Genomic DNA, 26,997 nt, shown 5'->3' with positions numbered 1-26,997 from the left:
AGTCGCGGCAGCGTCGGTCACTTGTCCGCTCCTTCGGGCGCGTCGGTGTCGGTGGAGGCGTCCGCTTCCGCCTCTTCGGCGGACTCCGCCGGTTCGACGGGCTCGTAGACCAGCACCGCCCGGTTGTCGGGCCGCAGCTGGGCCCGGGCGGCCGCCTTGACCTCCTCCGCGGTCACGTCGAGCACGCGGTGCACGGCGGTCAGGGCGAGCTGCGGGTCACCGAACAGCACGGCGAACCGGCACAGTTCGTCGGCGCGGCCCGAGACGGTGCCGAGACGGTCCAGCCACTCGCGCTCCAACTGGGCCTGGGCGCGCTCCATTTCCTCGGGCGTGGGGCCCTCCTCGGCGAACCGGGACAGCTCCTCGTCGACCGCGGTCTCGATCTGCGCCACCTCGACACCACCGGACGTCTTGACGTCCAGCCAGCCGAGCGAGGGCGCGCCCGCGAGCCGCAGCAGCCCGAATCCGGCCGCGACGGCCGTCCGGTCGCGGCGGACCAGGCGGTTGTGCAGCCGGGACGACTCGCCGCCGCCCAGAACGGTCAGCGCGAGATCCGCGGCGTCGCACTCGCGGGTACCGTCGTGCGGCAGCCGGTAGGCGGCCATCAGCGCGCGCGCCGGCACCTCCTCACGGACCTCCTCGCGCAACTGGCCGCCGATGACCTCGGGCAGCGCGCCGTCGCGCGGCGGCTGCTTGCCGTCGTGCGAGGGGATGGTGCCGAAGTACTTCTCGATCCAGGCGAGCGTCTGGTCGGGATCGATGTCGCCGACGACGGAGAGCACCGCGTTGTTGGGCGCGTAGTACGTCCGGAAGAACGTCCGCGCGTCCTCGAGTGTCGCGGCGTCCAGGTCGGCCATCGAGCCGATCGGGGTGTGGTGGTACGGGTGGCCCTCCGGGTAGGCGAGAGCCGTCAGCTTCTCGAAGGCGGTGCCGTACGGGACGTTGTCGTAGCGCTGGCGGCGTTCGTTCTTGACGACGTCGCGCTGGTTCTCCATGGACTCCTCGTCGAGCGCGGCGAGCAGCGAGCCCATCCGGTCCGCCTCGAGCCACAGCGCGAGCTCCAGCTGGTGCGTCGGCATCGTCTCGAAGTAGTTGGTCCGCTCGAAGCTGGTGGTCCCGTTGAGGGAGCCGCCGGCGCCCTGCACCAGCTCGAAGTGTCCGTTCCCCTTGACCTGGCCGGAGCCCTGGAACATCAGGTGCTCGAAGAGGTGAGCCAGGCCGGTGCGTCCCTTGACCTCGTGGCGCGAACCGACGTCGTACCAGAGGCACACCGCGGCGACCGGGGTCAGATGGTCCTCGGAGAGCACCACGCGCAGGCCGTTGGCCAGACGGTGCTCGGTCGCTGTCAAGCCGCCGGAGCCGGCCTGGGCTGTGGCCGTGTGACCCATGGGCATGTACGTCCCTTCGATCGCGATACTGGTTTTACTGCGAGACCTGCCACTGTAAGCAAGCGCACCGACACCTGGCGAAGTTCCCGTGCCGCGAAAGTTCGCGGGAAAGAGGGTTCCGACCCCTTCGGGACGGGTGGAGAACGCCCTTTGGGACGGGTCGAGGTCCGCGTTGTCAGTGGGGCGGTCCACAATGGTGCGCGTCAGAACCTGAGGTTGCCCGAACAGAATCCGTGAAGGAGTCGCAGCAGCGATGGCCCGCCGCAGCACGAAGACCCCGCCGCCGGTCGACTTCGAGGAGAAGATCCTCGACATCGACGTCGTCGACGAAATGCAGGGCTCCTTCCTCGAGTACGCGTACTCGGTGATCTACTCACGGGCCCTTCCGGACGCCCGTGACGGCATGAAGCCGGTGCACCGCCGCATCGTGTACCAGATGAACGAGATGGGCCTGCGCCCGGACCGCGGCTTCGTGAAGTGCGCCCGCGTGGTCGGCGAGGTCATGGGCAAGCTGCACCCGCACGGCGACGCGTCGATCTACGACGCGCTGGTGCGGATGGCGCAGCCGTTTTCCATGCGGCTCCCCCTCGTCGACGGGCACGGGAACTTCGGCTCGCTCGGCAACGACGACCCGCCCGCCGCCATGCGGTACACCGAGTGCCGGATGGCCGACGCGACGTCGCTGATGACGGAGTCGATCGACGAGGAAACCGTCGCCTTCCAGTCGAACTACGACGGCCAGGAGCAGGAGCCGGTCGTTCTCCCGGCTGCCTATCCGAACCTCCTGGTCAACGGCACGACCGGGATCGCGGTCGGCATGGCGACCAACATGCCGCCGCACAACCTGGGCGAGGTCATCGCCGCCGCCCGGCATCTGATCAAGCATCCGGGCGCGGACCTGGAGACCCTGATGCGGTTCGTCCCCGGTCCCGACCTGCCGACCGGCGGGCGGATCGTGGGCCTGGGCGGCATCAAGGACGCCTACACGGGCGGCCGCGGCTCGTTCAAGATCCGCGCCACCGTGGCCGTGGAGAACGTCACTCCGCGCCGCAAGGGCCTGGTCGTCACAGAACTGCCCTTCACCGTCGGCCCGGAGAAGGTGATCGCCAAGATCAAGGACCTGGTCTCGGCGAAGAAGCTCCAGGGCATCGCCGACGTCAAGGACCTCACCGACCGCTCGCACGGGCTGCGTCTGGTCATCGAGATCAAGAACGGCTTCGTCCCCGAGGCCGTGCTGGAGCAGCTCTACAAGCTGACGCCGATGGAGGAGTCCTTCGGCATCAACAACGTGGCCCTGGTCGACGGACAGCCGCTCACGCTGGGCCTCAAGGAACTCCTGGAGGTCTACCTCGACCACCGCTTCGACGTGGTGCGCCGGCGCAGCGAGTTCCGCCGGACCAAGCGCCGCAACCGGCTGCACCTGGTCGAGGGCCTCCTGGTCGCCCTGATCGACATCGACGAGGTCATCCGCCTCATCCGCTCCAGCGACAACTCGGCCCAGGCCAAGGAGCGGCTCATCGAGCACTTCTCGCTGAGCGAGATCCAGACCCAGTACATCCTGGACACCCCGCTGCGCCGGCTGACCCGGTTCGACCGGATCGAGCTGGAGAGCGAGCGCGACCGGCTCGCCGCCGAGATCGCCGAGCTGACCGCGATCCTCGACTCCGACACCGAGCTGCGCAAGCTCGTCTCCACGGAACTCGCCGTGGTGGCGAAGAAGTTCGGCACCGACCGGCGCACGGTGCTGCTGGAGTCGGCCGGTTCGCAGGTCGCCTCGGTGCCGTTGGAGGTGGCGGACGACCCGTGCCGGGTTCTGCTGTCCTCGACCGGGCTGCTGGCGCGTACGGCCAACGACGATCCCATCGTCTTCGCCGAGGACGCCAAGCGTGCCAAGCACGACGTGATCGTGTCGGCGGTCCCGGCCACGGCCCGCGGCGACATCGGTGTGGTGACGTCCACCGGGCGGCTGCTGCGGCTCGCGGTGATCGACCTGCCCCAGCTGCCGGACACCCATGCGGCACCCAACCTGTCGGGCGGGGCCATGGTCGGGGAGTTCCTGACGTTGGAGGCGGACGAGGAGGTCATCTGCCTCACCACGCTCGACGAGTCCTCGCCCGGGCTGGCGATCGGCACCGCGCAGGGCACGGTGAAGCGCGTGGTGCCCGACTACCCCGCCAACAAGGACGAGCTGGAGGTCATCACCCTCAAGGACGGTGACCGGATCGTCGGTGCGGCGGAGCTGCGCACCGGTGAGGAGGACCTGGTCTTCATCACCTCGGACGCGCAGCTGCTGCGGTATCCGGCGGCGCAGGTGCGTCCGCAGGGGCGTCCGGCCGGCGGTATGGCGGGCGTCAAGCTCACGGACGGTACGGAGGTGCTGTCGTTCGCCGCGGTGGATCCGGCGGTGGACGCGGTGGTGTTCACGGTCGCGGGTTCGCACGGCACGCTGGACGATTCGGTGCTGACGTGCAAGCTGACCCCGTTCGACCAGTACCCGCGCAAGGGCCGGGCCACCGGCGGGGTGCGCTGCCAGCGGTTCCTGAAGGGCGAGGACGTGCTGGTGTTCGCCTGGGCGGGTGCGACGCCGGCCCGGGCCGCGCAGAAGAACGGTGCGCCGGCCTCGCTGCCCGAGCCCGATCCGCGGCGCGACGGGTCGGGCACGCCGCTGGAGAGCCCGGTCGCGGTGATCGCCGGCCCCGTGTAGCCCTCAGGGCGTGTTTCGGAAGTAGCGCCGTCCGCCCGGAGGGCGGGTCCGGCGGCGTCCGGTGCGTGCGATCGCAAGGCGGAGGGTCGCCCCGATACTGGGTGTATCGGGGTGATCCCGACAACGCGGCGAGCAATGGGGTCTCCCCTGCTCGAGCGAAGCCGAGAGCTCGGGGAAGTGCCAGACGCCGCCGGACAGGCGGGACTTTCGAAACACGCCCTAGGCCTGGGCGTCGTCGCCGGGCTGTTGCACGTACCGCAGGACGCCCCACATGGATCGCTCATGTGCGGCGTCCTGCGCCGTTTCCGGCCCGGGCTCCCCCGGTGCGCGACAGCCTTCCAGTTCCTTGCGCAGGGCCTGCGCGTCGATGGCGGAGCCGATCAGGACGAGCCTGGTCAGCCGCGGCTCGCCGCGCGTCCAGGCCCTGGGGGTGAACCGCAGGAACCGGCCGACGGCGTGTACGGCGTAGGCGTGGTCCGTATCGCCGGTGCCGAAGTCGACGTAGCCCTTGATCCGGTAGAGGCCGCCGGGCCGGGAGTCGAGGAACTCCATGAGCCGGCGGGGGTCCATCGGGACGTCCGACGTGAAGTCGACACTCTCGTACGCCGCATGCAGATGGCCCTCGTGCTCCTCACCCGTCTCCCGCGCCCGTTCCTCCAGGTACAGGTCCTCGAAGGTGAGCTGCCGCGCCTTCTCCTCGCCGTCGGGCCGCAGCGCCGGATCGAAGAGCAGCTCCGGGTCGATCCGTCCGTACGTCGCCGGGATGACGGCTGCCACGCTGCCGGTCGCCGCGACGGCCTCCCGGATGCGCTCTCGCTCCGCCTCACCGGCCCGGTCCGTCTTGTTCAGCACGACGAGGTCGGCGACGGCGAGATGCCGGTCGATCTCCGGGTGGCGCTCCCGGGTGGCCCCGAACTCGGCGGCGTCGACCACCTCGACCAGCCCTCCGTACAGGATGTGCGGGTTGTCGCTGGCCAGGATCATCCGCACGAGTTCCTGCGGTTCGGCGAGTCCGCTCGCCTCGATGACGATCACGTCGAGGCGGGCGGCGGGGCGGGTCAGGGTCTCCAGGTAGGTGTCCAGTTCGCTCACGTCGACCGCGCAGCACAGACAGCCGCCGCCAAGCGAGACGGTCGAGCCGACCTGTCCGGCCACGGTCATGGCGTCGATCTCGATGGACCCGAAGTCGTTGACGATCACACCGATGCGGTTGCCCGCGCGGTGGCGCAGGAGGTGGTTGAGCAGCGTCGTCTTGCCGGATCCGAGGAATCCCGCGAGGACGATGACGGGGATCTTCCGGGTGCGGGGTGGGGGCGACGCGCTCAACGGGAACCTTCCTGCGGTGTCAGACGGCCGGGACCGGCTGCGGCGGGGGCGGGCCGATGTAGCGGGCCGCCGGGCGGATGATCTTCGAGTCCTCCGCCTGCTCCAGGATATTGGCGCTCCAGCCGACGACCCGCGCCGCGCAGAAGGTCGGGGTGAACATCTCGCGCGGCAGCCCGCACAGCTCCATGACGACCCCGGCGTAGAACTCCACGTTGGTGTGCAGTTCCCGCCCCGGCTTGAGCTCGGCGAGGATCGCCTCGACCTGCCGTTCCACCTCGACGGCGAAGTCGACGAGCGGGCCTCCGAAGCCCTGGGCGATGGACCGCAGCATCCGGGAACGCGGGTCCTCGGTGCGGTAGACGGGGTGCCCGAAGCCCATGATCCGGTCACCGGCGAGCACCCGCTCGCGGATCCAGCCGTCGATGCGGTCGGGGGTGCCGATGGCGTCCAGGGTGTCGAGGGCCCGGCTGGGCGCGCCGCCGTGCAGGGGCCCGGAGAGTGCGCCGACGGCCGCCACCAGGCAGGCGGCGACGTCCGCGCCGGTGGAGGCCACGACGCGGCCGGTGAAGGTGGAGGCGTTGAAACCGTGGTCGACGGTGGAGATCAGATATTGCTCGACGGCCCTGACCCGGTCGGCGTCCGGTACGGAACCGGTCAGCATGTAGAGGTAGTTGGCCGCGTACGGCAGGTCGTCGCGCGGCTCCACCGGTTCGAGGCCCCGGCCGAGGCGGTGCAGTGCGGTCAGCACGGTGGGCACGGCCGCGCATGCGGTCAGGGCGTCACCGCGGCGCCGGTCCGCGTCGATGTCGTACACCGGCTGGAATCCGGCCGAGGCGCCGAGCAGGGAGAGCGCCGTGCGCAGCCCCGCGAGCGGACCGGACGCGGCGCCCGCGCGGGCTATGGCGGGCAGGGCGTCGCGGACCTCGGCGGGCAGACGGCGCAGCCCGGCTGTCCGGGCGGCGAAGGCGGCGCGTGCGGCCGGGCCGGGCAGTTCGCCCTCGGTCATGAGGTACCAGACGTCCTCGAAGCTGCGGGTCCGCGCGAGTTCGATCGCCGAGTACTGCCGGTAGTGGTAGAAGCCCTCGCGGCCCCGCACGTCACCGAGCGCGGTATCGGTGACGACGACACCCGCGAGGCCGCGGGGGACGTCGAGCGGTGCTGTGGCGGTGGTGGTGGTCGTCATTGCTTCCTCCGTGGACATTCCGGTGTCCGGCATGCGGTGACGCATCTTCCGTGGACATCCCGATGACTGCTGACATTGACTCCTACTGACATTGATTCGACTGTCCATGCTTGACTTGAGTTCTGTCAATGTTGATTGAATCAATATGGATACGGTGGACGGCATGACGGATCAAGCAGACGCGGGCTTCAGCGAGCCCCCGGCGCAGCGGCTCACCACGCGGGAGACGGCGGAACGACTGGGCGTGAAGCCCGAGACGGTGTACGCGTACGTGAGCCGGGGCCAGCTCAGCAGCAGCCGCGCCCCGGGCGGGCGTGGAAGCACGTTCGACGCGGCGGAGGTCGACGCCCTGGCGCGGCGTACAGGGCGCAGGGATCCCGCCGCCCCGGCCGGCGCTCTGTCGTTCCCCACCGGCATCACGCTCATCGGGAGCGACCGGTACTTCTTCCGGGGCGTGGACGCGGCGGAGCTGGCCCGGCACTACGCGTACGAAGAGGTGGCGGAGTGGCTCTGGACCGGGGTGCTGCGGCCCGGCATCCGGTTCACGGCACCGGCCGAGGCGCTCGCCGCGGCCCGGCGGGCGGTCGGCGCACTGCCGTCGCACTGCGGCTCGACGGACCGGCTGCGGGTGGCGGTCGTCGCGGCGGCGGCGGCCGACCCGCTCCGTTTCGACCTGTCGCGCGAGGCGGTGCTCGGTGGCGCCCGGAGCCTGATCCCGACGCTGGCAGCCGCGCTGCCGACGGTCGCGGAAGGGGGCGAGGAGACGGCGGAAGGGAGCGCCTCACCCGGCCTCGCGCGTCAACTCTGGCCGAAACTCACCGGGCGCCCGGCCGACGAGGCGTCACTGGCCGTACTGGACACCGCGCTGGGCCTGCTGATCGACCACGATCTGGCCGCGTCCACCCTGGCGGCGCGGGTCGCCGCCTCCGCCCGCGCCCATCCGTACGCCGTGGTCTCGGCGGGGCTCGGGGTGCTGGAGGGGCCCCTGCACGGCGCCGCCAGCGGGCTGGCACACCGCATGCTGGCCGAGGTGCTGGAGCGGGGCAGCGCGGCTCCGGTGGTCGCGGACCATCTGCGTTCGGGACGCCGGGTTCCGGGGCTCGGCCACCGGCTCTACCCCGGCGAGGACCCCCGGGCCCGCGCCCTCTTCGCGCTGCTGGCCGAGGTACCGCGGGCCGCACCCGCCCTGGCCGCTGCTCGCGACGTCGTCGCCACGACCGCCCGGCACACCCCTCTGCACGCCAATGTCGATCTGGCGCTGGCCGTGCTGTCCGTCTCGTCGGGCATGGCCGTGGAGGCGGGCGAGACGGTGTTCGCGATCTCCCGCACGGCGGGCTGGATCGCGCATGCGCTGGAGGAGTACGGGGAGCGTCCGCTGCGGATGCGCCCCAGCGGTCAGTACACCGGCCCGCAGCCGCCCCAGCCGCTGCCCACCGACCCCACCTCTGGATCGCAATTGGCGAAGCCTGCTTTGTAAATTCTCGACGGTCAGCGGGAAGCGCCGCGCGGGGGCTGGGCCGTCGACCCCCGCACCACCAGCTCCGGCTCGAAGAGCAGCTCGTCGGACGGCACCGTACGGCCCCCGATCTGCACGGAGAGCAGTTCGACGGCGGCCCGCCCCATGGCCTCGATCGGCTGGCGGACCGTGGTGAGCGGCGGCTCGGTGCAGTTCATGAACGCCGAGTCGTCGTAGCCCACGACGGAGACGTCCTCGGGCACCGAGAGGCCCCGGCGGCGTGCCGCCCGGACCGCTCCCAGGGCGAGCGGGTCGCTGGCGCAGATGAATCCGGTGACGCCCTGGTCCAGAAGCCGCATGGCGGCCGCCTGCCCGCCCTCCAGCGAGAACATCGCCCTGGCCACCCACTCGTCCGGGATGCTCGCGCCCGATCCCTCGGCAAGCGCGCGGGCGGCAGCCAGCTTGCGTTGCGAGGGCATGTGGTCCGATGGGCCGAGCACCAGGCCGATGCGCTCGTGTCCCAGCGAGACGAGGTGGCGCCAGGCCTGTTCGACGGCCACCGAGTCGTCGCAGGAGACGCACGGGAAGCCGAGATGGGCGATGGCCGCGTTGATCAGCACGACGGGGATCTTGCGGTCGGCCAGCACCTTGTAGTGATCGTGCGGGGCGTCGGCCTGGGCGTAGAGGCCGCCGGCGAAGACCACACCCGAGACCTGCTGCTGCAGGAGCAGCTCGACGTAGTCCGCCTCGGAGACCCCGCCCTTGGTCTGGGTGCACAGGACAGGGGTGAGGCCCTGCTGCGCGAGCGCGCCGCCGACCACCTCGGCGAAGGCGGGGAAGATCGGGTTCTGCAACTCGGGCAGGACCAGCCCGACCAGGCGGGCCCGTTCGCCGCGCAGCTGGGTCGGGCGCTCGTAGCCGAGGACGTCCAGCGCGGACAGGACGGCCTGCCGCGTGGCGTCGGAGACCCCCGGCTTGCCGTTGAGCACCCGGCTGACCGTGGCCTCGCTGACTCCAACCTTCTGTGCCACCTGAGCAAGTCGTCGCGTCATGTGCGCAAGATTAGCGCAAGAAACGCAAGCGGATTGCGTGGGTGAGGAAACGAGACGAATTTCGGAAAGCACCGGAATGCCCTCTACCGTCTCTACGATGAGCGCCCCACCGCCCACGACCAGGAGACCGCGCCGACTCGGCTGGCCCCGGCGGGTCTTCTCGCAGGTGTTGCTGATGCAGCTGGCCATCGCCACCGGCGTCACCGTACTCGCCACCGGCCTCTTCCTGGCACCCCTCAGCGCACAACTCGACGACCAGGCGATGCGCCGGGCTCTGTCCATCGCGCAGAGCACGGCCGCCCAGCCACGGATCGCCGAGGCACTGCTCACCACGGACCCGGCGCCCCGGGGCCCCGTCCAGAGCGCCGCTGAGCGGATCAGACGGGCCACGGGCGCCGAGTACGTCGTCGTGATGGACCGCCGCGGGGTGCGCTGGTCCCATCCCGACCGCGCCCGGATCGGGAGGGTCGTCTCCACCGACCCCGGCCAGGCGCTCGCGGGCCGGGACGTGATGGAGATCGACAGCGGCACGCTCGGACGCTCGGCCCGGGGCAAGGTGCCGCTGCGCGACGGATCCGGACACATCGCCGGGGCGGTCTCCGTCGGCATCGCGTACGACAGTGTCCGCGCCCGCCTCCTCGCGGCGATTCCCGGCCTGTTCGCTTACGCGGGCGGGGCGCTCGCGGTGGGGGCGCTGGCCGCCTATCTGATCTCCCGGCGCCTGCAACGGCAGACCCACGACCTCGCCTTCTCCGACATCTCCGCCCTGCTGACGGAGCGGGAAGCGATGCTGCACAGCATCCGGGAGGGGGTCGTCGCACTCGACCGCGGCGGCCGCATCCGCCTTCTGAACGACGAGGCGCAACGGTTGCTCGGCGTGGGACCCGAGGCCTCCGGTCACCCGCTGACCGACGTGTTCGGCACCGGGCGAACCACCGATGTGCTGGCCGGCGACGTCGCCGGCGAGGACCTGCTGACCGTACGCGGCAGCCGGGTGCTGCTCGCCAACCGCATGCCGACGGCCGACGGAGGAGCCGTCGTCACCCTCCGCGACCGCACCGAGCTCGAACACCTCGGCCGCGAGCTCGACTCGACCCGCGGGCTGATCGACGCCCTGCGCGCGCAGGACCACGAGCACGCCAACCGGCTGCACACGCTCCTCGGCCTGCTCGAGCTGGAGCTGCACGAGGACGCGAGAGAGTTCGTGACCGAGGTCGTCGGCGTCCACCGGGCCACCGCCGAACAGATCACCGAGAAGGTCCGTGACCCGCTGCTCGCCGCGCTGCTGGTCGGCAAGGCGACGGTCGCGGCGGAGCGCGGTGTGTCGCTGCGCATGGCGCCCGGCAGCCTGCTTCCGGACCGGCTGGTCGACCCGCGCGGGCTGGTGACGATCGTCGGCAACCTGGTGGACAACGCATCGGACGCGGCCGCCGGATCGGAGGGCGCCCTGATCGAGGTGGGTCTGCGCGCCGAGGGCCGTACGGTGGTGCTGCGGGTCCGCGACAGCGGTCCGGGTGTCCCGTCCTCGGAGCGTGACTCGATCTTCACGGAGGGCTGGTCGACCAAGGAACTCCCGGCGCACGGCAAGCGCGGCCTCGGGCTCGCGCTGGTGCGGCGGCTGGCCGAGCGGCAGGGCGGCAGCGTGGCGGTGGACACGGCGGACGAGGGCGGGGCCGCGTTCACCGTCGTACTCCCCGAGGCCATGACCGAAGCGGAATCCGACAAGGCGGGAGCGGAGCAGTGATCGAGGTCCTGGTCGTCGACGACGACGTCCGCGTCGCGCGGATCAACGCGGCTTACGTCTCGAAGGTGCCCGGCTTCCGGGTGGCCGCTCAGGCGCACTGCGCCGCCGACGCGCTCGCCGCGGTGGAAAGTCACCAGGTGGACCTGATCCTGCTGGACCACTACATGCCCGACCGCAGCGGACTGGACGTGGTGCGGGAGCTGCGCGGTCTCGGCCACCGCACCGACGTGATCATGGTGACGGCGGCGCGCGACGTCGCCACGGTCCAGGAGGCCATGCGTCAGGGCGCCCTCCAGTACCTGGTGAAGCCGTTCACGTACGCGGGGCTGCGGACCAAACTGGAGGCGTACGCCGCGCTGCGCCGCACCCTGGAGAGCGGCGGCGAGGCCGAGCAGGGCGAGGTGGACCGGCTCTTCGGCGCCCTGTGGGCGGCGGGCGAGCCCGATCTGCCCAAGGGGCACTCGACGACGACGGCCGAACTCGTCCGCAACGCGCTCCGGAGCGCGGGCGGCCCGCTCTCCGCCCAGGAGATCGCGGAGAGCGCCGGGATGAGCCGGCAGACGGCCCAGCGCTATCTGAAGCTGCTGGAACGTTCCGGACGGGTCCGGCTGACCCTGCGGTACGGGGAGACGGGGCGCCCCGAACACCGCTACGCGTGGGTCACCGGGAGCCGCTGACCGCGGCGGCCGGGCCCTACGCCTTCGGATGCGCCGAGTCGTAGTCGGTCTGGCTCAGTTCGATGCCGGGGTTGTGGTCGACGGCCCACTCAGCCAGCTTCACAGCGGGCTCGATCAGGGTGCGTCCCCTCGCGGTGAGTTCGTACTCGACCCGCGGAGGAACCTCGGGAAACACCGTCCGGGACACCAGGCCGTCGCGCTCCAGGTGCCGGACCGTGCGGGTGAGCATGCGCTGCGAGATGCCGGGGATGCGCTGCTGGAGTTCGGTGAAGCGCATGCGTTCGCCGTCCAGGGTGGCGACGACCAGCAGGGTCCACTTGTCCCCGATCCGGTCCAGGATGCCGCGGATCGCCCGGCCTCCGTCGCCGCGGATGAGGCAGCTGTGACGGTACTTCGACATCGGCGTCCCCTGTTCGCCAGGCACACCCGTGTGCCTTTTGTAAGCGTTCCGATAGTCACCGATCATGTGCTTGCTCACAAGTCGTCACCATGACGGAGGACGAAGATGGAGATCGCCTACTGGATCGTCGCCGGGCTTCTTGCGGCTTTCTACCTGTACGCCGGTGGCAAGAAGGCCGCCCAGAGCCGGGAACGACTGGCACCCATGATGGGCTGGGTGGATACGGTTCCGATGTGGCTGGTCCGGGTCATCGGCGTCGTCGAGATCCTCGGCGCGGCGGGGCTGCTGCTGCCACCGCTCACGGGAATCGCGCCCGCCCTCGCGATGGTGGCAGCACTCGGCCTGCTCGTGCTCCAGGTGCTGGCCACCGCCCTGCACCTCTCCCGGAACGAGGTCAGGGAGACCGGTCTCAACGCCGCCCTGATCGCGCTCGCCGCAGTGGCGGCCTGGCTGGCCACGACCTGGTGACGGCCGGCGCGGGCCACGAGCCCCCGTCACACCGCGCCGGCTCCGGTCAGCGCACGTACCTCGGTCTCGGCGTGTTTGGCTTCGTCGGGCGGCTCGGTCGAGGTGACCGTGCCGATCCAGCCGGCCAGGAAGCCCAGCGGGATGGAGACGAGACCGGGGTTCTCCAGCGGGAAGAGCTGGAAGTCCACCCCCGGGAACAGCGACGTGGGGCTGCCGGAGACGACCGGGGAGAGCACGACGAGCAGCACGGCGGGAAGCAGACCGCCGTAGACGGACCAGACCGCCCCGCGCGTGGTGAACTTCCGCCAGAACAGCGAGAAGAGCAGCACCGGCAGGTTCGCCGACGCGGCGACCGCGAAGGCGAGGCCCACCAGGAACGCCACGTTCAGGTCTTGGGCGAGCAGCCCCAGCCCGATGGCGGCCACCCCGATCCCGGCTGCGGCGATCCGTGCCACGGCCACCTCGCTGTACTGCCGGGAGCCCGGTCGTCGGAGCGAGGCGTAGAGGTCGTGGGCGACGGAGGCGGACGAGGCGAGGGTGATCCCGGCGACCACGGCAAGGATGGTCGCGAAGGCCACCGCGGCGACCACGGCGAACAGGATCGTTCCCCCCGTCGAACCCTCACCGCCACCGAGCGACAGGGCGAGCAGCGGAACGGCTGTGTTTCCGGCGGGGTTCGACTCCCGCACGTCGGCCGAGCCGACCAGTGCCGCGGCCCCGAACCCGAGCACGATCGTCATGAGGTAGAAGCTGCCGATGAGACCGATGGACCAGACGACGGACCTGCGGGCGGCACGGGCCGTGGGCACGGTGTAGAAGCGGGACAGGATGTGCGGAAGGCCCGCCGTGCCGAGCACGAGGGCCAGCCCGAGGCTGATGAAGTCGATGCGTGCCGTCCAGCTCCCGCCGTAGCGCAGCCCGGGCGAGAGGAACTCCTTGCCGTGCCCGCTGCGGTCGGCGGCGGAGTTGAGCAACTCGTTGAAGTTGCCGTGGAAGTGGACCAGGACCAGCACGGTGAGCACGACGGTGCCCGCCATCAGCAGTACGGCCTTGACGATCTGGATCCAGGTGGTGGCGCGCATTCCGCCGAGCGACACGTAGACCACCATGAGAGCCCCGACACCGATGACCGTCCATGACCGCGCGGCACCGCTCGTCCCGCCGAGGAGCAGGGCGACGAGACTGCCCGCTCCCACCATCTGTGCCACCAGGTAGAGGACGGAGACGGTGACGGAAGAGGTCCCCGCGGCGATCCGGACCGGGCGCTCCGCCATGCGGGCCGCCACCACGTCGGCGAGGGTGAACCTGCCGCAGTTGCGGACGAGTTCCGCCACGAGGAGCAGGACGACGAGCCAGGCGACCAGGAAGCCGACGGAGTAAAGCATGCCGTCGTAGCCGTAGAGGGCGATCACCCCGGAGATACCGAGGAACGACGCGGCCGACATGTAGTCGCCGGCGATGGCGAAGCCGTTCTCCATGGGGGAGAACAGCCGGCCGCCCGCGTAGAACTCCTCGGCCGACCCCTGCCGGTTGCGGCTCACCCAGGTCGTGATGCCGAGCGTGACGGCGATGAAGGCGCTGAACAGCAGGAGCGCCAGGGTCTGGTGGTTCCCGCTCAACGTCCGATCCCCCGCGTCATCTCCTGGGTGTCCCAGCGCAGGTCGAGTGCGGCCCGGTCTCTGCGCAGCCGCGCATGCCGTGCGTACGCCCCGGTGAGCAGGAACGTGGTGAGGAACTGCCCGAGTCCCGCGACCATGGCGACGTTGACCGCCCCGGCCACCGGACGGGCCATCAGGCCGGGCGCGGTGACCGCGGTGACGACATAGGCGAGGTACCAGACGAGGAAGGCGAGGGTGGCGGGGACGACGAACCGCCGGTACCGGCGGCGCACTTCCTGGAAGGCTTCGCTGCGCTGCACCTCCAGATAGACCTCCGCCGCGCTGTGGCCGCGCCCGGGTGCGGCGGCGCCCGGCACCGCGACGGGCGCGAAGCTTCCCGTACCGTCCAGTTCCCCCCATCCGGAGGCCAGTGCGTCGTACCACGGGTCGTCGAGCCGCGTTCCTGCGGCCTCGCGCCCTGCTTCCTTCTCCACCGAACAACTCCCCTTGTCCACGGACCACTTCGGCCGCGTACCCAAGAATGGGCAGATCGGGAAGATCCCGGGCACTTCATTCCCCGGACTTCACCTCTTCAGGTGAAGGATGTCCCGGATGACCGTGCGAGCCCTCGAACGTACGCGTAACGCACCGCCTGGGCCCGGTCGCGAAGCCCCGCTTTGGCGAACAGGTTGTTGATGTGGCTCTTCACGGTGGCCTGCGAGATGTGGAGACTGCGGGCGATCTCCGCGTTGGACATCCCCTCGGCGATCAGGACGAGCACCTCGGCCTCACGCGGTGTCATCCCGTCGGGCAGCTCCGGCTCCCCGCTTGCCACGCGTGGCGGGGGCCCCGCGGTCACCTGCTCCAGCAGGCGGCGCTGAATGGTGGGCGAGAGCCCCGCCTCGCCCGAGAGCACGGCCTGGACGGCCCTCACGATCTCGTCACCCCCCGCGTCCTTGGTCAGGTAGCCACGAGCCCCCGCCCGGAGCGCCGGGAAGAGCGAATCGTCGTCGTCGAACGTCGTCAGCACCACAACCTGGGTGCCGGGGAAATCCGTGCGGATGCGGCGCGTCGCCTCCACCCCGTCGCAACGGGGCATCCTCAGGTCCATCAGGACGACGTCGGGGGCGTGTTCGGCCACGAGCGCGACAGCTTCCTCGCCGTCCTTCGCCGACGCGACCACCTCGATGCCGGGCAGCAGCCCCAGCAGCATCACGATCCCCTCACGCACCACCGACTGGTCGTCGGCGACCACCACCCGCGCGGTCACGCCGGCACTCGCAGACTCACCACGAACCCCTCCTCGCCGGGACCGGCCTCCAGACTGCCGCCCAGCAGTTCGGCGCGCTCCCTCATCCCCAGCAGACCGTAACCGGAGCCACTGACAGCGAGCTCTCCCCCGGCAGCGTCCCCACCCGAATCGCGGATCTCCAGGGCGACCGTCCCGGGTTGGTACTCCAGCCTGATCAGCACCCTGGCCTCCGGTGCGTGCTTGCGCACATTGGTCAGTGCCTCCTGCGCCACGCGCCGGACCGTCTGCGAGGCCTCTGCGGTCAGCGAGCGCCGTTCACCCTCCACCCTGACCTCGACCGGCTCGGCCGCCACCAGTTGCCGCAGGAACTCCTCCACCGGCGGCACCTCCCCGCGCAGGGCGGAAAGCGCCTGGCGCGTCTCCGCCAGCCCTTCACGGGCCATGGAGCGGGCTGCAACCACCCGCTGCAGTACCTGGTCCCGGAACTCCCCCGCCGGCTCCCTCTCGATCAGCAGCCGCGCCGCCTCCAGGTGCACCAACTGGGCGGAAAGGCTGTGCGCGAGCACGTCATGGATCTCCCGGGCGATTCTGGACCGCTCGTCCAGCGCCGCCGTCTCGGCCTCCGCCACCCGGGCCGCCCGCTCCTGCGACAGGAGCCGCTGCGCGCTGCCACGCGCCTCCGCGTCCAGACGCAGCACGTAACCCGCGAGGCAGAGACCCGCCGTGGTCACGGCCGTGGTCAGCCAGTCGTCGGTGTTCACCACCGCGTACGCGGTGAGCGCCACAGCCGTGGCCGGAACACCCGCACGGAGAGGAAGTCGCTCCAGCGCGGTGACGGCGCAGCCGCACCAGAGCACCGTCGCCGGTACGTCCGCCCCCGCCTGCCGCGCCCCGAACGCCGCGAGCATCAGCAGGAACAACAGGCCTAGCGAGGGCCACAGACGGTTCTCCAGGCTGGCCCGGAAGAAGGCGACGGCGACGGCGACGCACCCCGCCACCCCGACGAGGCCGGCCACGACCTCCCAGGGGCCGAACGGCCCGTTCGTGAACGTCCCCCAGAGCATCAGGGTGATCAGCCCGACCGCCCGTACCGATCGGCTGACTACGGTCCGCCAGCGGGTGCGGGTCTCCCGCGCGAGCGCCTCCTTCGACGGCCACCTCGTCCAGACATCGGCTGTCACACACGGTCCTTCCAGATCGGCCGGGAGGGCATGTCTTCGCCGGAACCACTGCCGGGCTTCGGTATCTCCGCGCCCCGCCGGGCCAGGACACCGCTGCGCGCCAGCAGGGTGACCGCGAGAGCCATCATCAGGGCGGGGCCGCCCTGGTGTATGCCCATGGCCGTGGCAAGCCCGTACAAGCCCGCTCGCAGCGCCAGGGCTGCGCACCAGACGTAGGCGGTCGCCCTGGTGCCCGTGCCCCAGAGGGTGCCGTCCCGCGCATGCCGGAGACGGGTGGTCCACGCCCAGCCCGCACCGGTGACCAGGCCCACCGCCAGTTCGGCGCTCAGGACGACCATGGACAGCGCCTCGTGACGCGGGTCCACGAGTCCGGGCTCACGCAGAGCCACGACGAGCAGCACGACCGGCAGGACCCACCAGCGGCGGTCGCCCGAGATCTGCTGCGCCGAGCACTGGCGGATCAGGACGAGAGCGATGACCGCGACGGTCACCAGGACGTTGACGAGCCCCTGCATGGGCGCCTCCGAGGTGCGGAATGTTCTGTCACTCCGACGCTACGGATGCGGTCTGCTCAGAGGATCGGCTCAGGGGTGGATCACGGGTGGAGCCGTTGTCTCCACCCGTGGGTGGAGACAACGGCCCGGTCCGGCGGTGGGCCGGGAGAGCGCCGGCTCAGACGTCGATGCGTGAGCGGTCCAGTGTGGCCGCGGAGCTGGTGATGAACTCCTTGCGGGGAGCTACTTCGTTGCCCATCAGCAGGTCGAATACCTTCTCCGACGATTCCAGGTCGCCGATGTTGATCCGCCGCAGCGTGCGGTGGCGCGGATCCATCGTCGTCTCCGCCAACTGGTCGGCGTCCATCTCCCCCAGGCCCTTGTAGCGCTGGATCGAGTCCTTGTACCGGACGTTCTTCCGCTGGAGCTCCAGCAGCCGCTGGCGCAGTTCGTTGTCCGAGTACGTGTAGATGTACTTGTCCTGCCCCTTCTTCGGCTGGACCAGCTCGATCCGGTGCAGCGGGGGTACGGCGGCGAAGACCCGCCCCGCCTCGACCATGGGCCGCATGTACCGCTGGAAGAGCGTCAGCAGCAGGATGCGGATGTGGGCGCCGTCCACGTCGGCGTCGACCAGCAGCACGATCTTGCCGTAACGAGCGGCGTCGATGTCGAAGGTCCGGCCGGACCCGGCTCCTATGACCTGGATGATCGCCCCGCACTCGGCGTTCTTCAGCATGTCGGAGACAGATGCCTTCTGAACGTTGAGGATCTTGCCGCGGATCGGCAGCAGCGCCTGGAACTCGCTGTTCCGTGCCAGCTTGGCGGTGCCGAGCGCGGAGTCGCCCTCCACGATGAACAGCTCGCTGCGCTCCACGTCGTCACTGCGGCAGTCGGCGAGCTTCGCAGGCAGCGAGGAGGACTCGAGAGCGGTCTTGCGGCGCTGCGCGTCCTTGTGCTGCCGCGCGGCGATCCGGGTCCTGGCAGCCGCCACCGCCTTCTCCAGGACGGCCCTGGCCTGGGCTTTCGCGTCACGCTTGGTGGACGTCAGGAATGCCTTGAGCTCCTTGGCAACGACGCCGGCGACGATCCGGTTGGCCGCCGAGGTGCCCAGGACCTCCTTGGTCTGGCCCTCGAACTGCGGCTCGGCCAGCCGTACGGTCACGACCGCCGTGAGGCCCTCCAGTGCGTCGTCCTTGACGATGTCGTCCTCGGCGACGCGCAACATCTTCGCGGAACGAAGGACCTCGTTGACCGTCTTGGTCACAGAGCGTTCGAAACCGGAGACATGGGTGCCGCCCTTGGGGGTGGCGATGATGTTGACGAAGGACTTCAGATTGGTGTCGTAGCCCGTGCCCCAGCGCATGGCGATGTCGACGGACAGCTCCCGGGTGACCTCGGTCGCCGTCATGTGGCCGCGCTCGTCGAGTACGGGCACCGTCTCCTTGAACGTTCCCTGCCCGGTCAGACGCAGCACGTCGCAGACGGCCTTGTCCTGGGCGAGGTACTCGCAGAACTCGCTGATCCCGCCGTCGTAGCGGAACGTCTCCTCCGTCTTGCCCTCTCCGTCCAGGCCGCGCTCGTCGCGTACGACGATGGTGAGGCCGGGGACGAGGAAGGCCGTCTGGCGTGCCCGCTGGTGGAGCGTGTCCAGATTGAGCTTGGCGTCCTTGAGGAAGATCTGCCGGTCGGCCCAGTACCGCACCCTCGTGCCGGTACGTGCCTTCGGTACACGCTTGCCCTTGAGCAGCCCGTTGGCCGGGTCGAAGGGGCTGTCCGGCCCCTGCTCGGTGAAGATGCCGGGGACACCGCGGCGGAAGCTGATCGAGTGGGTCGCGCCGTGGAGGTCGACCTCCACGTCGAGCCGGGCGGAGAGGGCGTTCACGACGGAGGCTCCCACGCCGTGGAGACCGCCGGAGGCGGCGTACGCGCCACCGCCGAACTTGCCTCCGGCGTGCAGCTTGGTCATCACGACCTCGACGCCGGACAGGCCGGTCTTCGGCTCCGCGTCGACGGGGATGCCGCGGCCGTTGTCGCGGACCTCGACGGAGGTGTCGTCGTGAAGGATGACCTCGATGTGGTCGCAGTGTCCGCCGAGGGCCTCATCGACGGAGTTGTCGATGATCTCCCAGAGGCAGTGCATGAGGCCGCGGCTGTCGGTGGACCCGATGTACATGCCGGGGCGCTTGCGAACCGCTTCGAGCCCCTCGAGTACGAGCAGGTGCCGCGCGGTGTAGTTGGAACCGTCTCGGTCTGCTCCGGTCAGCAGCGCAGTGGACGGCACGGACGTATCGGCGGTCACGCGGTTCGCTCCTCGCTGAATTTCATTTGGGGCCCAGTGGGTAACGGGCTCGGCTTCGGTGCCGCTGAGAGGGTACCGAGGCCTGGTAGAGCGGGTGTAACGCCACCCTCGGAGAACCCTCACACTAGTCCAGCCTCGCATGCACGTTCGATCCCTCCTTTGAGTGACGTGCACATCACGTTCCCTTCCAGGCATGAACCATTTAGGCTCCGGGCACGTCCTCATGAACAACCGGCAAGCCAGCCGGCGGGACCGACCCAGACAAGCAACGCGAAACCGTAGCGCCACGCAATACGGCACATTCGCCGCGAACCGGCAACAGACAGCCATCCTGAGAAGAAGTTTCGAAGAAATGCCACGAGCGGGAACGTTTTCGGCCTGGTTGGATGTTGACCCTGGTACGACAGCTCGTCGAGCTAGAGAAGAGGCGACGTGACTACTGTTCTGACCCCCGCGAGCCCGCTGACCGCAGCAGACCGCTGTGACCGTTGCGGCGCCCAGGCCTACCTGCGCGTCGTGCTGATCAGCGGCGGTGAACTGCTCTTCTGCGCCCACCACGGTCGCAAGTTCGAGCCGGAACTCAAGAAGATCGCCGCGGAAATACAGGATGAGACGGACCGACTGACGGCCGTGCAGGCCCAAGCCGCCGAAGAGGAACAACACTGACACCTCGCATCCACGACGAGCCAGGGGCGGGTCCCGCACCGGCCGACGGGCGGCTTCCCCCAGGGGAAGCCGCCCGTTCTCGTACGCCCTCCGCCCGCGCCGGTCAGGCGGCGCCCTCCATCCACTCGATGGCGGCGGAGATCCGCGTGTAGACGCCCGGGCTGCCCGCCTGACCGCACCCGTTCCCCCAGGAGACGAGGCCGACGAGCTTCCCCTGGGCCACCAGAGGCCCTCCGCTGTCCCCCTGGCAGGCGTCGAACCCGCCCTGGGGTTCGCCTGCGCAGAGCATGGCGGAGGCGTCGTACGTGCCGCTCACGCCGCCCGGATAGGCCTGCTCGCACGAATCGTCCGGGAGCACGGTCACCCCGGCGGAGCGCAGCGACGACGCGTAGTCACCGTTACCGGTCGTATCGCCCCATCCGTAGACCACCGCGGCGGTACCCGCGTCGTACGCCGGGTCACCCGCCCCGGCCAGGGGAATCACACTCTGTTCGGGCAGCGCCTCGGCAAGGGTGAGCACCGCGACGTCACCGCTGTTGGTACTGGCGTCGAAGCCGGGGTTGACCCAGGTCCCGCTCACCGCGATCTCCTTGCCGTCGGTGCCGTTCAGCTCGTCCCGGCCCGAGATGATCCGCAGATCACGCACCTGGCCGACATCGACGCCCAGCGCCTCCCGGCTGAGGCAGTGCGCGGCCGTCAGCGCCTTCTTCGGCCCGACCACCACGGCTCCGCAGAATTGGCCGGCGCGGGTACCACCGAACCGGTCACGGCTGGAGAGCGCCACCACCCACGGGCTGTCCTTGACATGAGCGGGCTGGCCACCGATGACGATGCTGTCCGCGACTGCCGAGGCAGGCGACGCGAGCGGTATCAGAGCCGCTGCGGCAGTGAGGGCGAGCGTCCGGGTCACGGTGCGGACGAAGGTACGGGACATACGTACTCCTGACTCTGTGAGGGACCTTGCCTACCCAGAGTCATTCCGCCGAGCCCGGCCCGCACCTGCACCCGCACAGCACGAGGGCCCGGATCCCACCGGGATCCGGGCCCTCGTGCTACGTGGCTGAGCGACCTAGTCGAGATAGTCGCGCAGGACCTGCGAACGCGACGGGTGGCGCAGCTTGGACATCGTCTTGGACTCGATCTGACGGATGCGCTCACGCGTCACGCCATAGACCTTGCCGATCTCGTCCAGCGTCTTCGGCTGCCCGTCGGTGAGACCGAAGCGCATCGAGACGACGCCCGCCTCACGCTCGGACAGGGTGTCGAGCACCGAGTGCAGCTGCTCCTGGAGGAGCGTGAAGCTGACCGCGTCGGCCGGAACGACCGCTTCGGAGTCCTCGATCAGGTCACCGAACTCGCTGTCCCCGTCCTCACCCAGCGGGGTGTGGAGGGAGATCGGCTCACGGCCGTACTTCTGGACCTCGATGACCTTCTCGGGGGTCATGTCGAGTTCCTTGGCCAGCTCCTCCGGGGTGGGCTCACGGCCCAGGTCCTGGAGCATCTGACGCTGCACGCGCGCGAGCTTGTTGATGACCTCGACCATGTGCACCGGGATACGGATGGTGCGGGCCTGGTCGGCCATGGCGCGGGTGATCGCCTGACGGATCCACCAGGTGGCGTACGTGGAGAACTTGTAGCCCTTGGTGTAGTCGAACTTCTCGACGGCGCGGATCAGACCGAGGTTGCCCTCCTGGATCAGGTCCAGGAAAAGCATGCCGCGGCCGGTGTAACGCTTGGCCAGCGAGACCACGAGACGGAGGTTGGCCTCCAGCAGGTGGTTCTTGGCGCGGCGGCCGTCCTCGGCGATGATCTCCAGCTCGCGCTTGAGCTTGGGAGCGAGCTTGTCGGCGTTCGCCAGCTTGTCCTCGGCGAACAGCCCCGCCTCGATGCGCTTGGCGAGCTCGACTTCCTGCTCGGCGTTGAGGAGCGGGACCTTGCCGATCTGCTTCAGGTAGTCCTTGACCGGGTCGGCCGTGGCGCCGGCGACGGCGACCTGCTGCGCAGGCGCGTCGTCCTCGTCGTCGTCGGAGAGGACGAAGCCCTTGTTCTCGCCCTCGCCCTCCTCTTCCTCACCCTTGCCGGCCTTGACTTCCTCGGCTGCGTCGTCGCCGTCGAGGATCTCGTCGTCCTGCTTGCCGGCCTTCTTGGACGCGGTCTTCTTCGCCGCCGTCTTCTTCACGGCGGTCTTCTTGGCAGCGGTCTTCTTGGCTGCGGCCTTCTTCGCGGGCGCGGCCGCGGCGGCGTCATCGGCCACCGCGTCCACGGCCTCGGCCGACGGGGCGGCAGGGGCCGCGACGGTCCGCGTCACGGTCGTCTTGGCCGCGACAGTCTTGGTGGCGGTGCGCTTGACCGGGCTCTTCGCTGCGACGCTGCTCTTGCGGGCGCGCTTCGACGGCTCCGCGGCACTGACCATCAGCGTCACACCCTCTTCCTCGAGGATCTGGTTGAGGCTGCGCAGAACGTTCTTCCACTGGGTTGGCGGAATCTGGTCAGCCTCGAAGGCCCGACGCACGTCGTCGCCGGCGATCTGCCCATCAGCCTTTCCCCGCTCGATGAGCGCCATGACAGATTCGGACTCGGCGATCTCCGGCGGGAGCGTACGGGATGTGCTGGCCGACACGAACAACCTCTCGGAACGATGGAAACGGCTTCCGGCCCGGCCCTGAGAGGGCTGGAACCGACGACCGTCGGGCTGGGTATGTACCGACGGCGCGGGCTAGGCCTCAGAACTGCACAGCGCACTGAACGGCTGCTGTATTCCTTCCGCGGCGGTCACCTCTTAAGTCATCGCGCTGTTTCGAGGAGTGTTACGCCCAATCCGCGTGGCCCGAGTCACACCCCATGTGCGACGAATGAGATCAAGGGTGACATCCCGCCGCAATTGTGCCGCCGGACCTTGGGGGCCCGACGACACATGGCCCGTACACCCTGAGCGCGCCGCAGTCAGTGCTCGCGCGGCGCCGGCACCACTCGCTCGACCGGAACCGCGAGCAGCTGGCGCATGGCCGTCTCGGCGCCCGCGGAGTCGCCGGTCGCCACGGCGTCGACGATACGGGCGTGATGGCCGAGCGATGCGTCGTTGGGCCGGTCACAACCGGTGACCGGACCGCCCGAGACCTGAAGAGCGGCGGAGACGATGCCGGAGAGGTGTTCCAGCATGCGGTTGCCCGCGGCCTGGATGAGGAGGGAGTGGAACTCCGCGTCGGCGCGGGCGCAGGTGATCACGTCGCCCTGTCCGAGTGCATGCCCCATGATCTCGACCATGTCCCCGAGCCGCTGCTGAAGATCGTCACGCTTGTGACCGGCGGCCAGGCGGGCGGCAAGGGGTTCGATCGTCCATCGGAGCTCAGCCAGCTCGCGGCGCTGGTCGTCGCGCTGAGGGCCGAACGCGCGCCATTCGATGATGTCGGGGTCGAGCAGATTCCAGTCACTGACCGGCCGGACCCGGGTGCCCACATTGGGCCGGGCACTGACCAGGCCCTTGGCCTCCAGCACGCGCAGGGACTCCCGGACAACGGTGCGGGAGACCTCGAATCGCTGACCGATCTCCTCCGGGACCAGGGGTCGGTCCGCACCGAGGTCGCCGGAAACGATCATCTGGCCCAGCTGCTGAACAAGTTGGCCGTGCAAGCCGCGGCCCCGGCTGGCCGATCCCCGTCGGCTCACACGGCCGAGCTCTGTATCGGGGCCACCCCAGGGCCGCCCGGCGGCACGCTCGCCGGCCGGAACCTCCCCATGGGTGAAACGGTCGAGTTCGCCCCCGCCGGCGAGGCCGGTGTCGGCGGTGCGGGCGGCGGTCATCATGGTGTGCGCAAGGGTACTCACGCATCCTTTGTCGGCGCGGCTCAGCCACCCCTTGAGGTCTTTGGTGAAAAGCACACGAAAGGGTGATCGGCACCCGTCTCCCAATTGACGCCTTATAGGTATAAAACGGTCAATCTCAATGGAGTTGTGGGTTCTGGCAGGTTCATAACTCCTTCGGCGATCACCAACGCACTCTGCCGCGAAGGCTCGTGAACAGATACGCGCAGACAAGGACCGACAACGACAGGGTCATCGCGGTTCCCACCGGGTGCGCCACGACCCGCACCAAGGCCAGGGCCCACCGGTCCACCTCGTGCGGCCACTGGAGCCAGGCCAGCTCCCTGAGGCGGCCCGGAAGGCCGCCCATCGATCGGGCGGTCGGCGCCTTGGGCATCGCCTGGATGAGCGGAACCATCAGCACGGGGACGGCGAGTACGGCGGCGACGCCCGCCGCGGTGACCCGGAAGATCCCGGCGGCCAGCAGCCCCGCCCAGGCACATCCGACCGTCAGGCCGGACCAACTCAGCGCCAGCGAGACCGCGTTCGAGGGGACTCGGACCGATTCCCCGCCGTACACGAGGCGGAGTGATGCCGCCGAGGCCAGCACGACAAGAAGTGCCAGCAACAGCGCGACGCCCGCCGACACGGCCAGCTTGGCGAGGAGCATCCCGAGCCGACGCGGGACGGTCCCGCGGCCGGCGGCGAGGGCTGGGTAGCGGAATTCGTCACCGAAGGACAGGGCGCCGAGCAGCCCGGCGCCGAGGGCGGCCGGCGGCAGGGGCAGCAGCGAGGGCCAGGCGACCAGGACGTTCGGCAACGGGGTACGACCGTTGCGGGCGAGCACGACGGACAACACGGCCGAACCGACGAGGGCGACGGCGACGATCAGGGTCGTGGTCCGGACGCCGAAGAGGCGGCGCAGTTCGTAACGCACCGGACGCAGCGGGCCGCGGGCCGGACGCCGCCTGATCCGCGGCGGCAGCGGAGCGCGGTCGGCGTTCGCAGCCGGACGCGGCGAGGGCTCGCGACTGTCCGCGGAGGCGTCGGGTCGGTCGCCGGTCGCGCCGATGCCCGCGTCTGCGCCGCGGGCATCGCCGCGAGGACCGGAGGCGGAACCGCTGTCTCCGACCTCGTCGGCGAGTTGATGGACGGGAAGCCCGTGGCGGAACGCCGTGTCCCCGATCTCCGCACAGCTGCTGCCGTACACGGAGAGCCTGCTGCTGCTCGCCTCGGTGACGACTTCGACGGAGCGCCGCGCAGCCCGCGCCTCGCGGCTGACGATCGCGGCGAGGCGGGCGGCGTGCGGGGAACGGACGGCGACACGAGGACGCAGGCGGGTGCGGGAGAAGTCCGTGACGCTCTGATCGGCGACGAGGTGTCCGGCCTCGATGGTCACCACATGCCCGGCCGACCTGACGGCCTCCTTGGGATCCTGCGTGGTGTAGAGGACCGTGCCGCCCTGATCGGCATGGGACCTGAGCATCCCGTGCAGCCAGGCGGCCTCCTGTGCGCCGAGGCCTTCCGCCGGTTCGTCGAGGATCAGTGTGTGCGGGTCGGCGAGCAGCGCGGAGGCGAGGGCCAGTCTGCGGTCCATGCCCCGGGAGAGCGTGCCGATGCGCTGGTCCCCCAGCTCGAGGAGGCCGACCGCGTCGAGCAGAACGTCGGCCCTGGACGCCGCCACTCCCGCAGCGGCGCAGAGCATGCGGAGCTGCCCACGTGCGGTACGGGCGGGGTGCCCCGGCACGTCCCCGAGCAGAACGCCCACTTCCCGGGCCGGATGGGCCACGCGATGCAGCGGCCTGCCCCGGAAGTAGGTGATGCCGCGCCCTGGTTCGAGTTCGAGCATCAACCGCAGAGCGGAGGTCTTGCCGGAACCGGGCGGGCCCAGCAACGCGGTCACACAGCCGGGTCCTGCTTCGAACGTGAGGTCGTCCACCGCGGGCCGAAGTCCGCGGTGGCGGGCGCTGGTGAGTCCGATGGCCTGGAGCATCGCTTCTCTCGCAGGAGGTGAGACCGCTCGACGGCAGTGGGTACCGCAGCAAGATAACCCGACATATCAGACTTTTCACGTAAGGCCGGTCCACGGCGTTCCGGCCCACCCGCAGCGACAGCCCTGCTGGGAACCGCACCCCCGTCAGGCCTTCGGGGCGGCACCGAGGGCCGGCCCCGGGGCCTGGCACCAGGTGCCGGACCCCAGCGTGGGCCCCTCGGCGAGAGAACCTCAGACGCCAACTTTCGGGGTCGATTTTCTGGGAGGCAGACCTCGGAGGTCAGCCCTCAGGGGCAGCCCTCAGGGGCAGGCCTCAAGGGGCAGGCCTCAGAAAACGGAGCGGATCAGACCTCAGGCCGCAGCATCGGCGGATTCAGCACCGTGGCCGACCCCGAGCGGAACAACTGCGCGGGGCGGCCCCCCTGCCTGGTGGTCGTGCCTCCTGCGGGCACCAGGAAGCCGGGCGTGCCCGTCACCTTGCGGTGGAAGTTCCTCGGATCGAGGACCACGCCCCACACCGCCTCGTACACCCGGCGCAGCTCGCCGACGGTGAACGCGGGCGGGCAGAACGCGGTGGCCAGGGAGGAGTACTCGATCTTGGAGCGCGCCCGCTCCACGCCGTCGGCCAGGATCCGGGCGTGATCGAAGGCCAACGGCGCCTGGCGTTCGCCGTCCCGCCCGTAGCCCCCCTCCGGGCCGAGGAGGTCCTCGACGGGTGCCCAGCGCGCGCTGTTGGCGTCACCGCCCGCCCGCGGGGCGGGCAGATCAGGGGCCAGCGCGAGATGGGCGACGCTCACCACCCTCATGCGCGGATCGCGCGCGGGATCCCCGTACGTGGCGAGCTGTTCGAGATGCGCTCCGTTACCGACCGCCGGGGCCGCCGGATCGTGCGCGCACAGCCCGGTCTCCTCGACGAGTTCGCGCGCCGCCGCGGCGCCGAGGTCCTCGTCCGCCCTGACGAAACCGCCGGGCAGCGCCCACCTGCCCTGGAACGGCGTCTCACCTCGGCGCACCACGAGGGCGCAGAGCGCGTGGCGGCGCACCGTGAGCACGACCAGGTCGACGGTGACAGCGAAGGGCGGGAAGGTCGACGGGTCGTAGGGCGGCATGCCGTGATCATAGTCGTCTGCCTGACGATAAACACTCCCTTCGTGACGGTCTTCGTCGATCACGGCCTCCGGTGAACCGGCGGTGGGGGGGGGGGGGGGGGGGCCCCCCCCCCCCCCACCCCCCCGGCCCCGGGGCCCCCCCCCCCCGGGGGGCGGGGGGGGGGGGGGGCGGCGGCCCCCCGCCCCCCCCCCCGCCCGCGCGGGGG

At 70.3% G+C, this 26,997-nt stretch carries 22 protein-coding genes; 6 read left to right on the top strand and 16 right to left on the bottom strand.

Translation table 11 applies throughout. The features are described from left to right. Positions 1-17: 17 nt before the first annotated feature. Positions 18-1,394: a pitrilysin family protein gene (locus ACFYPA_RS32550; protein ID WP_359084749.1), complete on the bottom strand. Its 1,377-nt coding sequence runs from the start codon at positions 1,392-1,394 to the stop codon at positions 18-20. 247 nt (positions 1,395-1,641) lie between these two features. Between ACFYPA_RS32550 and ACFYPA_RS32545 the strand changes: the two genes are divergently transcribed. After that, entirely contained in the window at positions 1,642-4,092 is a 2,451-nt protein-coding gene (locus tag ACFYPA_RS32545) for a DNA topoisomerase IV subunit A (protein WP_359317418.1), read from the top strand. 219 nt (positions 4,093-4,311) lie between these two features. Here the strand turns inward: ACFYPA_RS32545 and ACFYPA_RS32540 are convergent, their stop codons facing one another. Both ACFYPA_RS32540 and ACFYPA_RS32535 read right to left on the bottom strand, forming a co-directional pair. Further along, positions 4,312-5,418: a GTP-binding protein gene (locus tag ACFYPA_RS32540; protein WP_359317420.1), complete on the bottom strand. Its 1,107-nt coding sequence runs from the start codon at positions 5,416-5,418 to the stop codon at positions 4,312-4,314. A 19-nt stretch (positions 5,419-5,437) separates the two neighbouring features. Further along, positions 5,438-6,601, bottom strand: a complete 1,164-nt coding sequence (locus tag ACFYPA_RS32535; RefSeq protein WP_359317422.1) for a citrate synthase/methylcitrate synthase — start codon at positions 6,599-6,601, stop codon at positions 5,438-5,440. A gap of 163 nt (positions 6,602-6,764) precedes the next feature. On the opposite strand from ACFYPA_RS32535, the gene ACFYPA_RS32530 reads away from it, so the two are divergent. Next, complete coding sequence (locus tag ACFYPA_RS32530; protein WP_359317425.1) at positions 6,765-8,078, top strand: citrate synthase; 1,314 nt, start codon at positions 6,765-6,767, stop codon at positions 8,076-8,078. 11 nt (positions 8,079-8,089) lie between these two features. Here the strand turns inward: ACFYPA_RS32530 and ACFYPA_RS32525 are convergent, their stop codons facing one another. Next, on the bottom strand, positions 8,090-9,109 hold the full coding sequence (locus ACFYPA_RS32525; RefSeq protein ID WP_359084756.1) for a LacI family DNA-binding transcriptional regulator: 1,020 nt from the start codon (positions 9,107-9,109) through the stop codon (positions 8,090-8,092). A 97-nt stretch (positions 9,110-9,206) separates the two neighbouring features. Between ACFYPA_RS32525 and ACFYPA_RS32520 the strand changes: the two genes are divergently transcribed. Then, positions 9,207-10,853 (top strand): sensor histidine kinase, encoded by a 1,647-nt coding sequence (locus tag ACFYPA_RS32520; protein ID WP_359354598.1) that lies wholly within the window; start codon positions 9,207-9,209, stop codon positions 10,851-10,853. After that, entirely contained in the window at positions 10,850-11,530 is a 681-nt protein-coding gene (locus ACFYPA_RS32515) for a response regulator (RefSeq protein WP_389135962.1), read from the top strand. The genes ACFYPA_RS32520 and ACFYPA_RS32515 overlap by 4 nt, the downstream gene beginning before the upstream one ends. 16 nt (positions 11,531-11,546) lie before the next feature. On the opposite strand, the gene ACFYPA_RS32510 is transcribed toward ACFYPA_RS32515, so the two are convergent. Further along, the gene (locus tag ACFYPA_RS32510; RefSeq protein ID WP_359317433.1) at positions 11,547-11,930 is read right to left on the bottom strand and encodes a helix-turn-helix domain-containing protein; all 384 of its coding nucleotides are present in this window, start codon (positions 11,928-11,930) and stop codon (positions 11,547-11,549) included. Between the two features lie 105 nt (positions 11,931-12,035). On the opposite strand from ACFYPA_RS32510, the gene ACFYPA_RS32505 reads away from it, so the two are divergent. Continuing rightward, the gene (locus ACFYPA_RS32505) at positions 12,036-12,398 is read left to right on the top strand and encodes a DoxX family protein (RefSeq protein WP_359354604.1); all 363 of its coding nucleotides are present in this window, start codon (positions 12,036-12,038) and stop codon (positions 12,396-12,398) included. A 26-nt stretch (positions 12,399-12,424) separates the two neighbouring features. Here the strand turns inward: ACFYPA_RS32505 and ACFYPA_RS32500 are convergent, their stop codons facing one another. From ACFYPA_RS32500 to ACFYPA_RS32475, 6 genes are all read right to left on the bottom strand, one after another. Further along, complete coding sequence (locus ACFYPA_RS32500) at positions 12,425-14,017, bottom strand: cation acetate symporter (RefSeq protein WP_359084761.1); 1,593 nt, start codon at positions 14,015-14,017, stop codon at positions 12,425-12,427. Further along, entirely contained in the window at positions 14,014-14,490 is a 477-nt protein-coding gene (locus ACFYPA_RS32495; protein WP_359084762.1) for a DUF485 domain-containing protein, read from the bottom strand. Before ACFYPA_RS32495 ends, ACFYPA_RS32500 begins: the two co-directional genes overlap by 4 nt. A 98-nt stretch (positions 14,491-14,588) precedes the next feature. Further along, positions 14,589-15,266, bottom strand: coding sequence for a response regulator transcription factor (locus tag ACFYPA_RS32490; protein WP_359317438.1), 678 nt, complete (start codon positions 15,264-15,266; stop codon positions 14,589-14,591). After that, a complete protein-coding gene (locus tag ACFYPA_RS32485) occupies positions 15,263-16,429 on the bottom strand; it encodes a sensor histidine kinase (protein ID WP_389135955.1) in 1,167 nt (388 codons plus the stop codon). Before ACFYPA_RS32485 ends, ACFYPA_RS32490 begins: the two co-directional genes overlap by 4 nt. Further along, positions 16,426-16,944, bottom strand: coding sequence for a DUF1453 domain-containing protein (locus ACFYPA_RS32480; RefSeq protein ID WP_389135952.1), 519 nt, complete (start codon positions 16,942-16,944; stop codon positions 16,426-16,428). The genes ACFYPA_RS32485 and ACFYPA_RS32480 overlap by 4 nt, the downstream gene beginning before the upstream one ends. Before the next feature lie 157 nt (positions 16,945-17,101). Beyond that, positions 17,102-19,222, bottom strand: coding sequence for a DNA topoisomerase IV subunit B (locus tag ACFYPA_RS32475; protein ID WP_359084767.1), 2,121 nt, complete (start codon positions 19,220-19,222; stop codon positions 17,102-17,104). A 432-nt stretch (positions 19,223-19,654) separates the two neighbouring features. On the opposite strand from ACFYPA_RS32475, the gene ACFYPA_RS32470 reads away from it, so the two are divergent. Then, positions 19,655-19,888 carry a hypothetical protein gene (locus ACFYPA_RS32470; RefSeq protein WP_024489001.1) on the top strand — a complete coding sequence of 78 codons (234 nt, stop codon included), beginning with the start codon at positions 19,655-19,657 and terminating at the stop codon, positions 19,886-19,888. Positions 19,889-19,991: 103 nt separating this feature from the next. On the opposite strand, the gene ACFYPA_RS32465 is transcribed toward ACFYPA_RS32470, so the two are convergent. The 5 genes from ACFYPA_RS32465 to ACFYPA_RS32445 all read right to left on the bottom strand — a co-directional run bounded on the left by ACFYPA_RS32465 (position 19,992) and on the right by ACFYPA_RS32445 (position 26,791). Then, positions 19,992-20,822 (bottom strand): serine protease, encoded by an 831-nt coding sequence (locus ACFYPA_RS32465; protein ID WP_359317445.1) that lies wholly within the window; start codon positions 20,820-20,822, stop codon positions 19,992-19,994. Between the two features lie 135 nt (positions 20,823-20,957). Next, the gene (locus tag ACFYPA_RS32460; RefSeq protein WP_359084771.1) at positions 20,958-22,508 is read right to left on the bottom strand and encodes an RNA polymerase sigma factor; all 1,551 of its coding nucleotides are present in this window, start codon (positions 22,506-22,508) and stop codon (positions 20,958-20,960) included. Between the two features lie 323 nt (positions 22,509-22,831). Continuing rightward, the gene (locus ACFYPA_RS32455; protein ID WP_359084873.1) at positions 22,832-23,692 is read right to left on the bottom strand and encodes a FadR/GntR family transcriptional regulator; all 861 of its coding nucleotides are present in this window, start codon (positions 23,690-23,692) and stop codon (positions 22,832-22,834) included. A gap of 181 nt (positions 23,693-23,873) precedes the next feature. Further along, positions 23,874-25,682 carry an ATP-binding cassette domain-containing protein gene (locus ACFYPA_RS32450; RefSeq protein WP_359317447.1) on the bottom strand — a complete coding sequence of 603 codons (1,809 nt, stop codon included), beginning with the start codon at positions 25,680-25,682 and terminating at the stop codon, positions 23,874-23,876. A gap of 344 nt (positions 25,683-26,026) precedes the next feature. Further along, the gene (locus ACFYPA_RS32445) at positions 26,027-26,791 is read right to left on the bottom strand and encodes an NUDIX domain-containing protein (protein ID WP_351003582.1); all 765 of its coding nucleotides are present in this window, start codon (positions 26,789-26,791) and stop codon (positions 26,027-26,029) included. Between the last annotated feature and the right edge of the window lie 206 nt (positions 26,792-26,997).

Source organism: Streptomyces sp. NPDC005775, assembly GCF_042871565.1.
Lineage (GTDB): Bacteria > Actinomycetota > Actinomycetes > Streptomycetales > Streptomycetaceae > Streptomyces.
The sequence above is the reverse complement of the archived record's forward strand: the minus strand, read 5'-3'. Positions and strand labels throughout refer to the sequence as shown.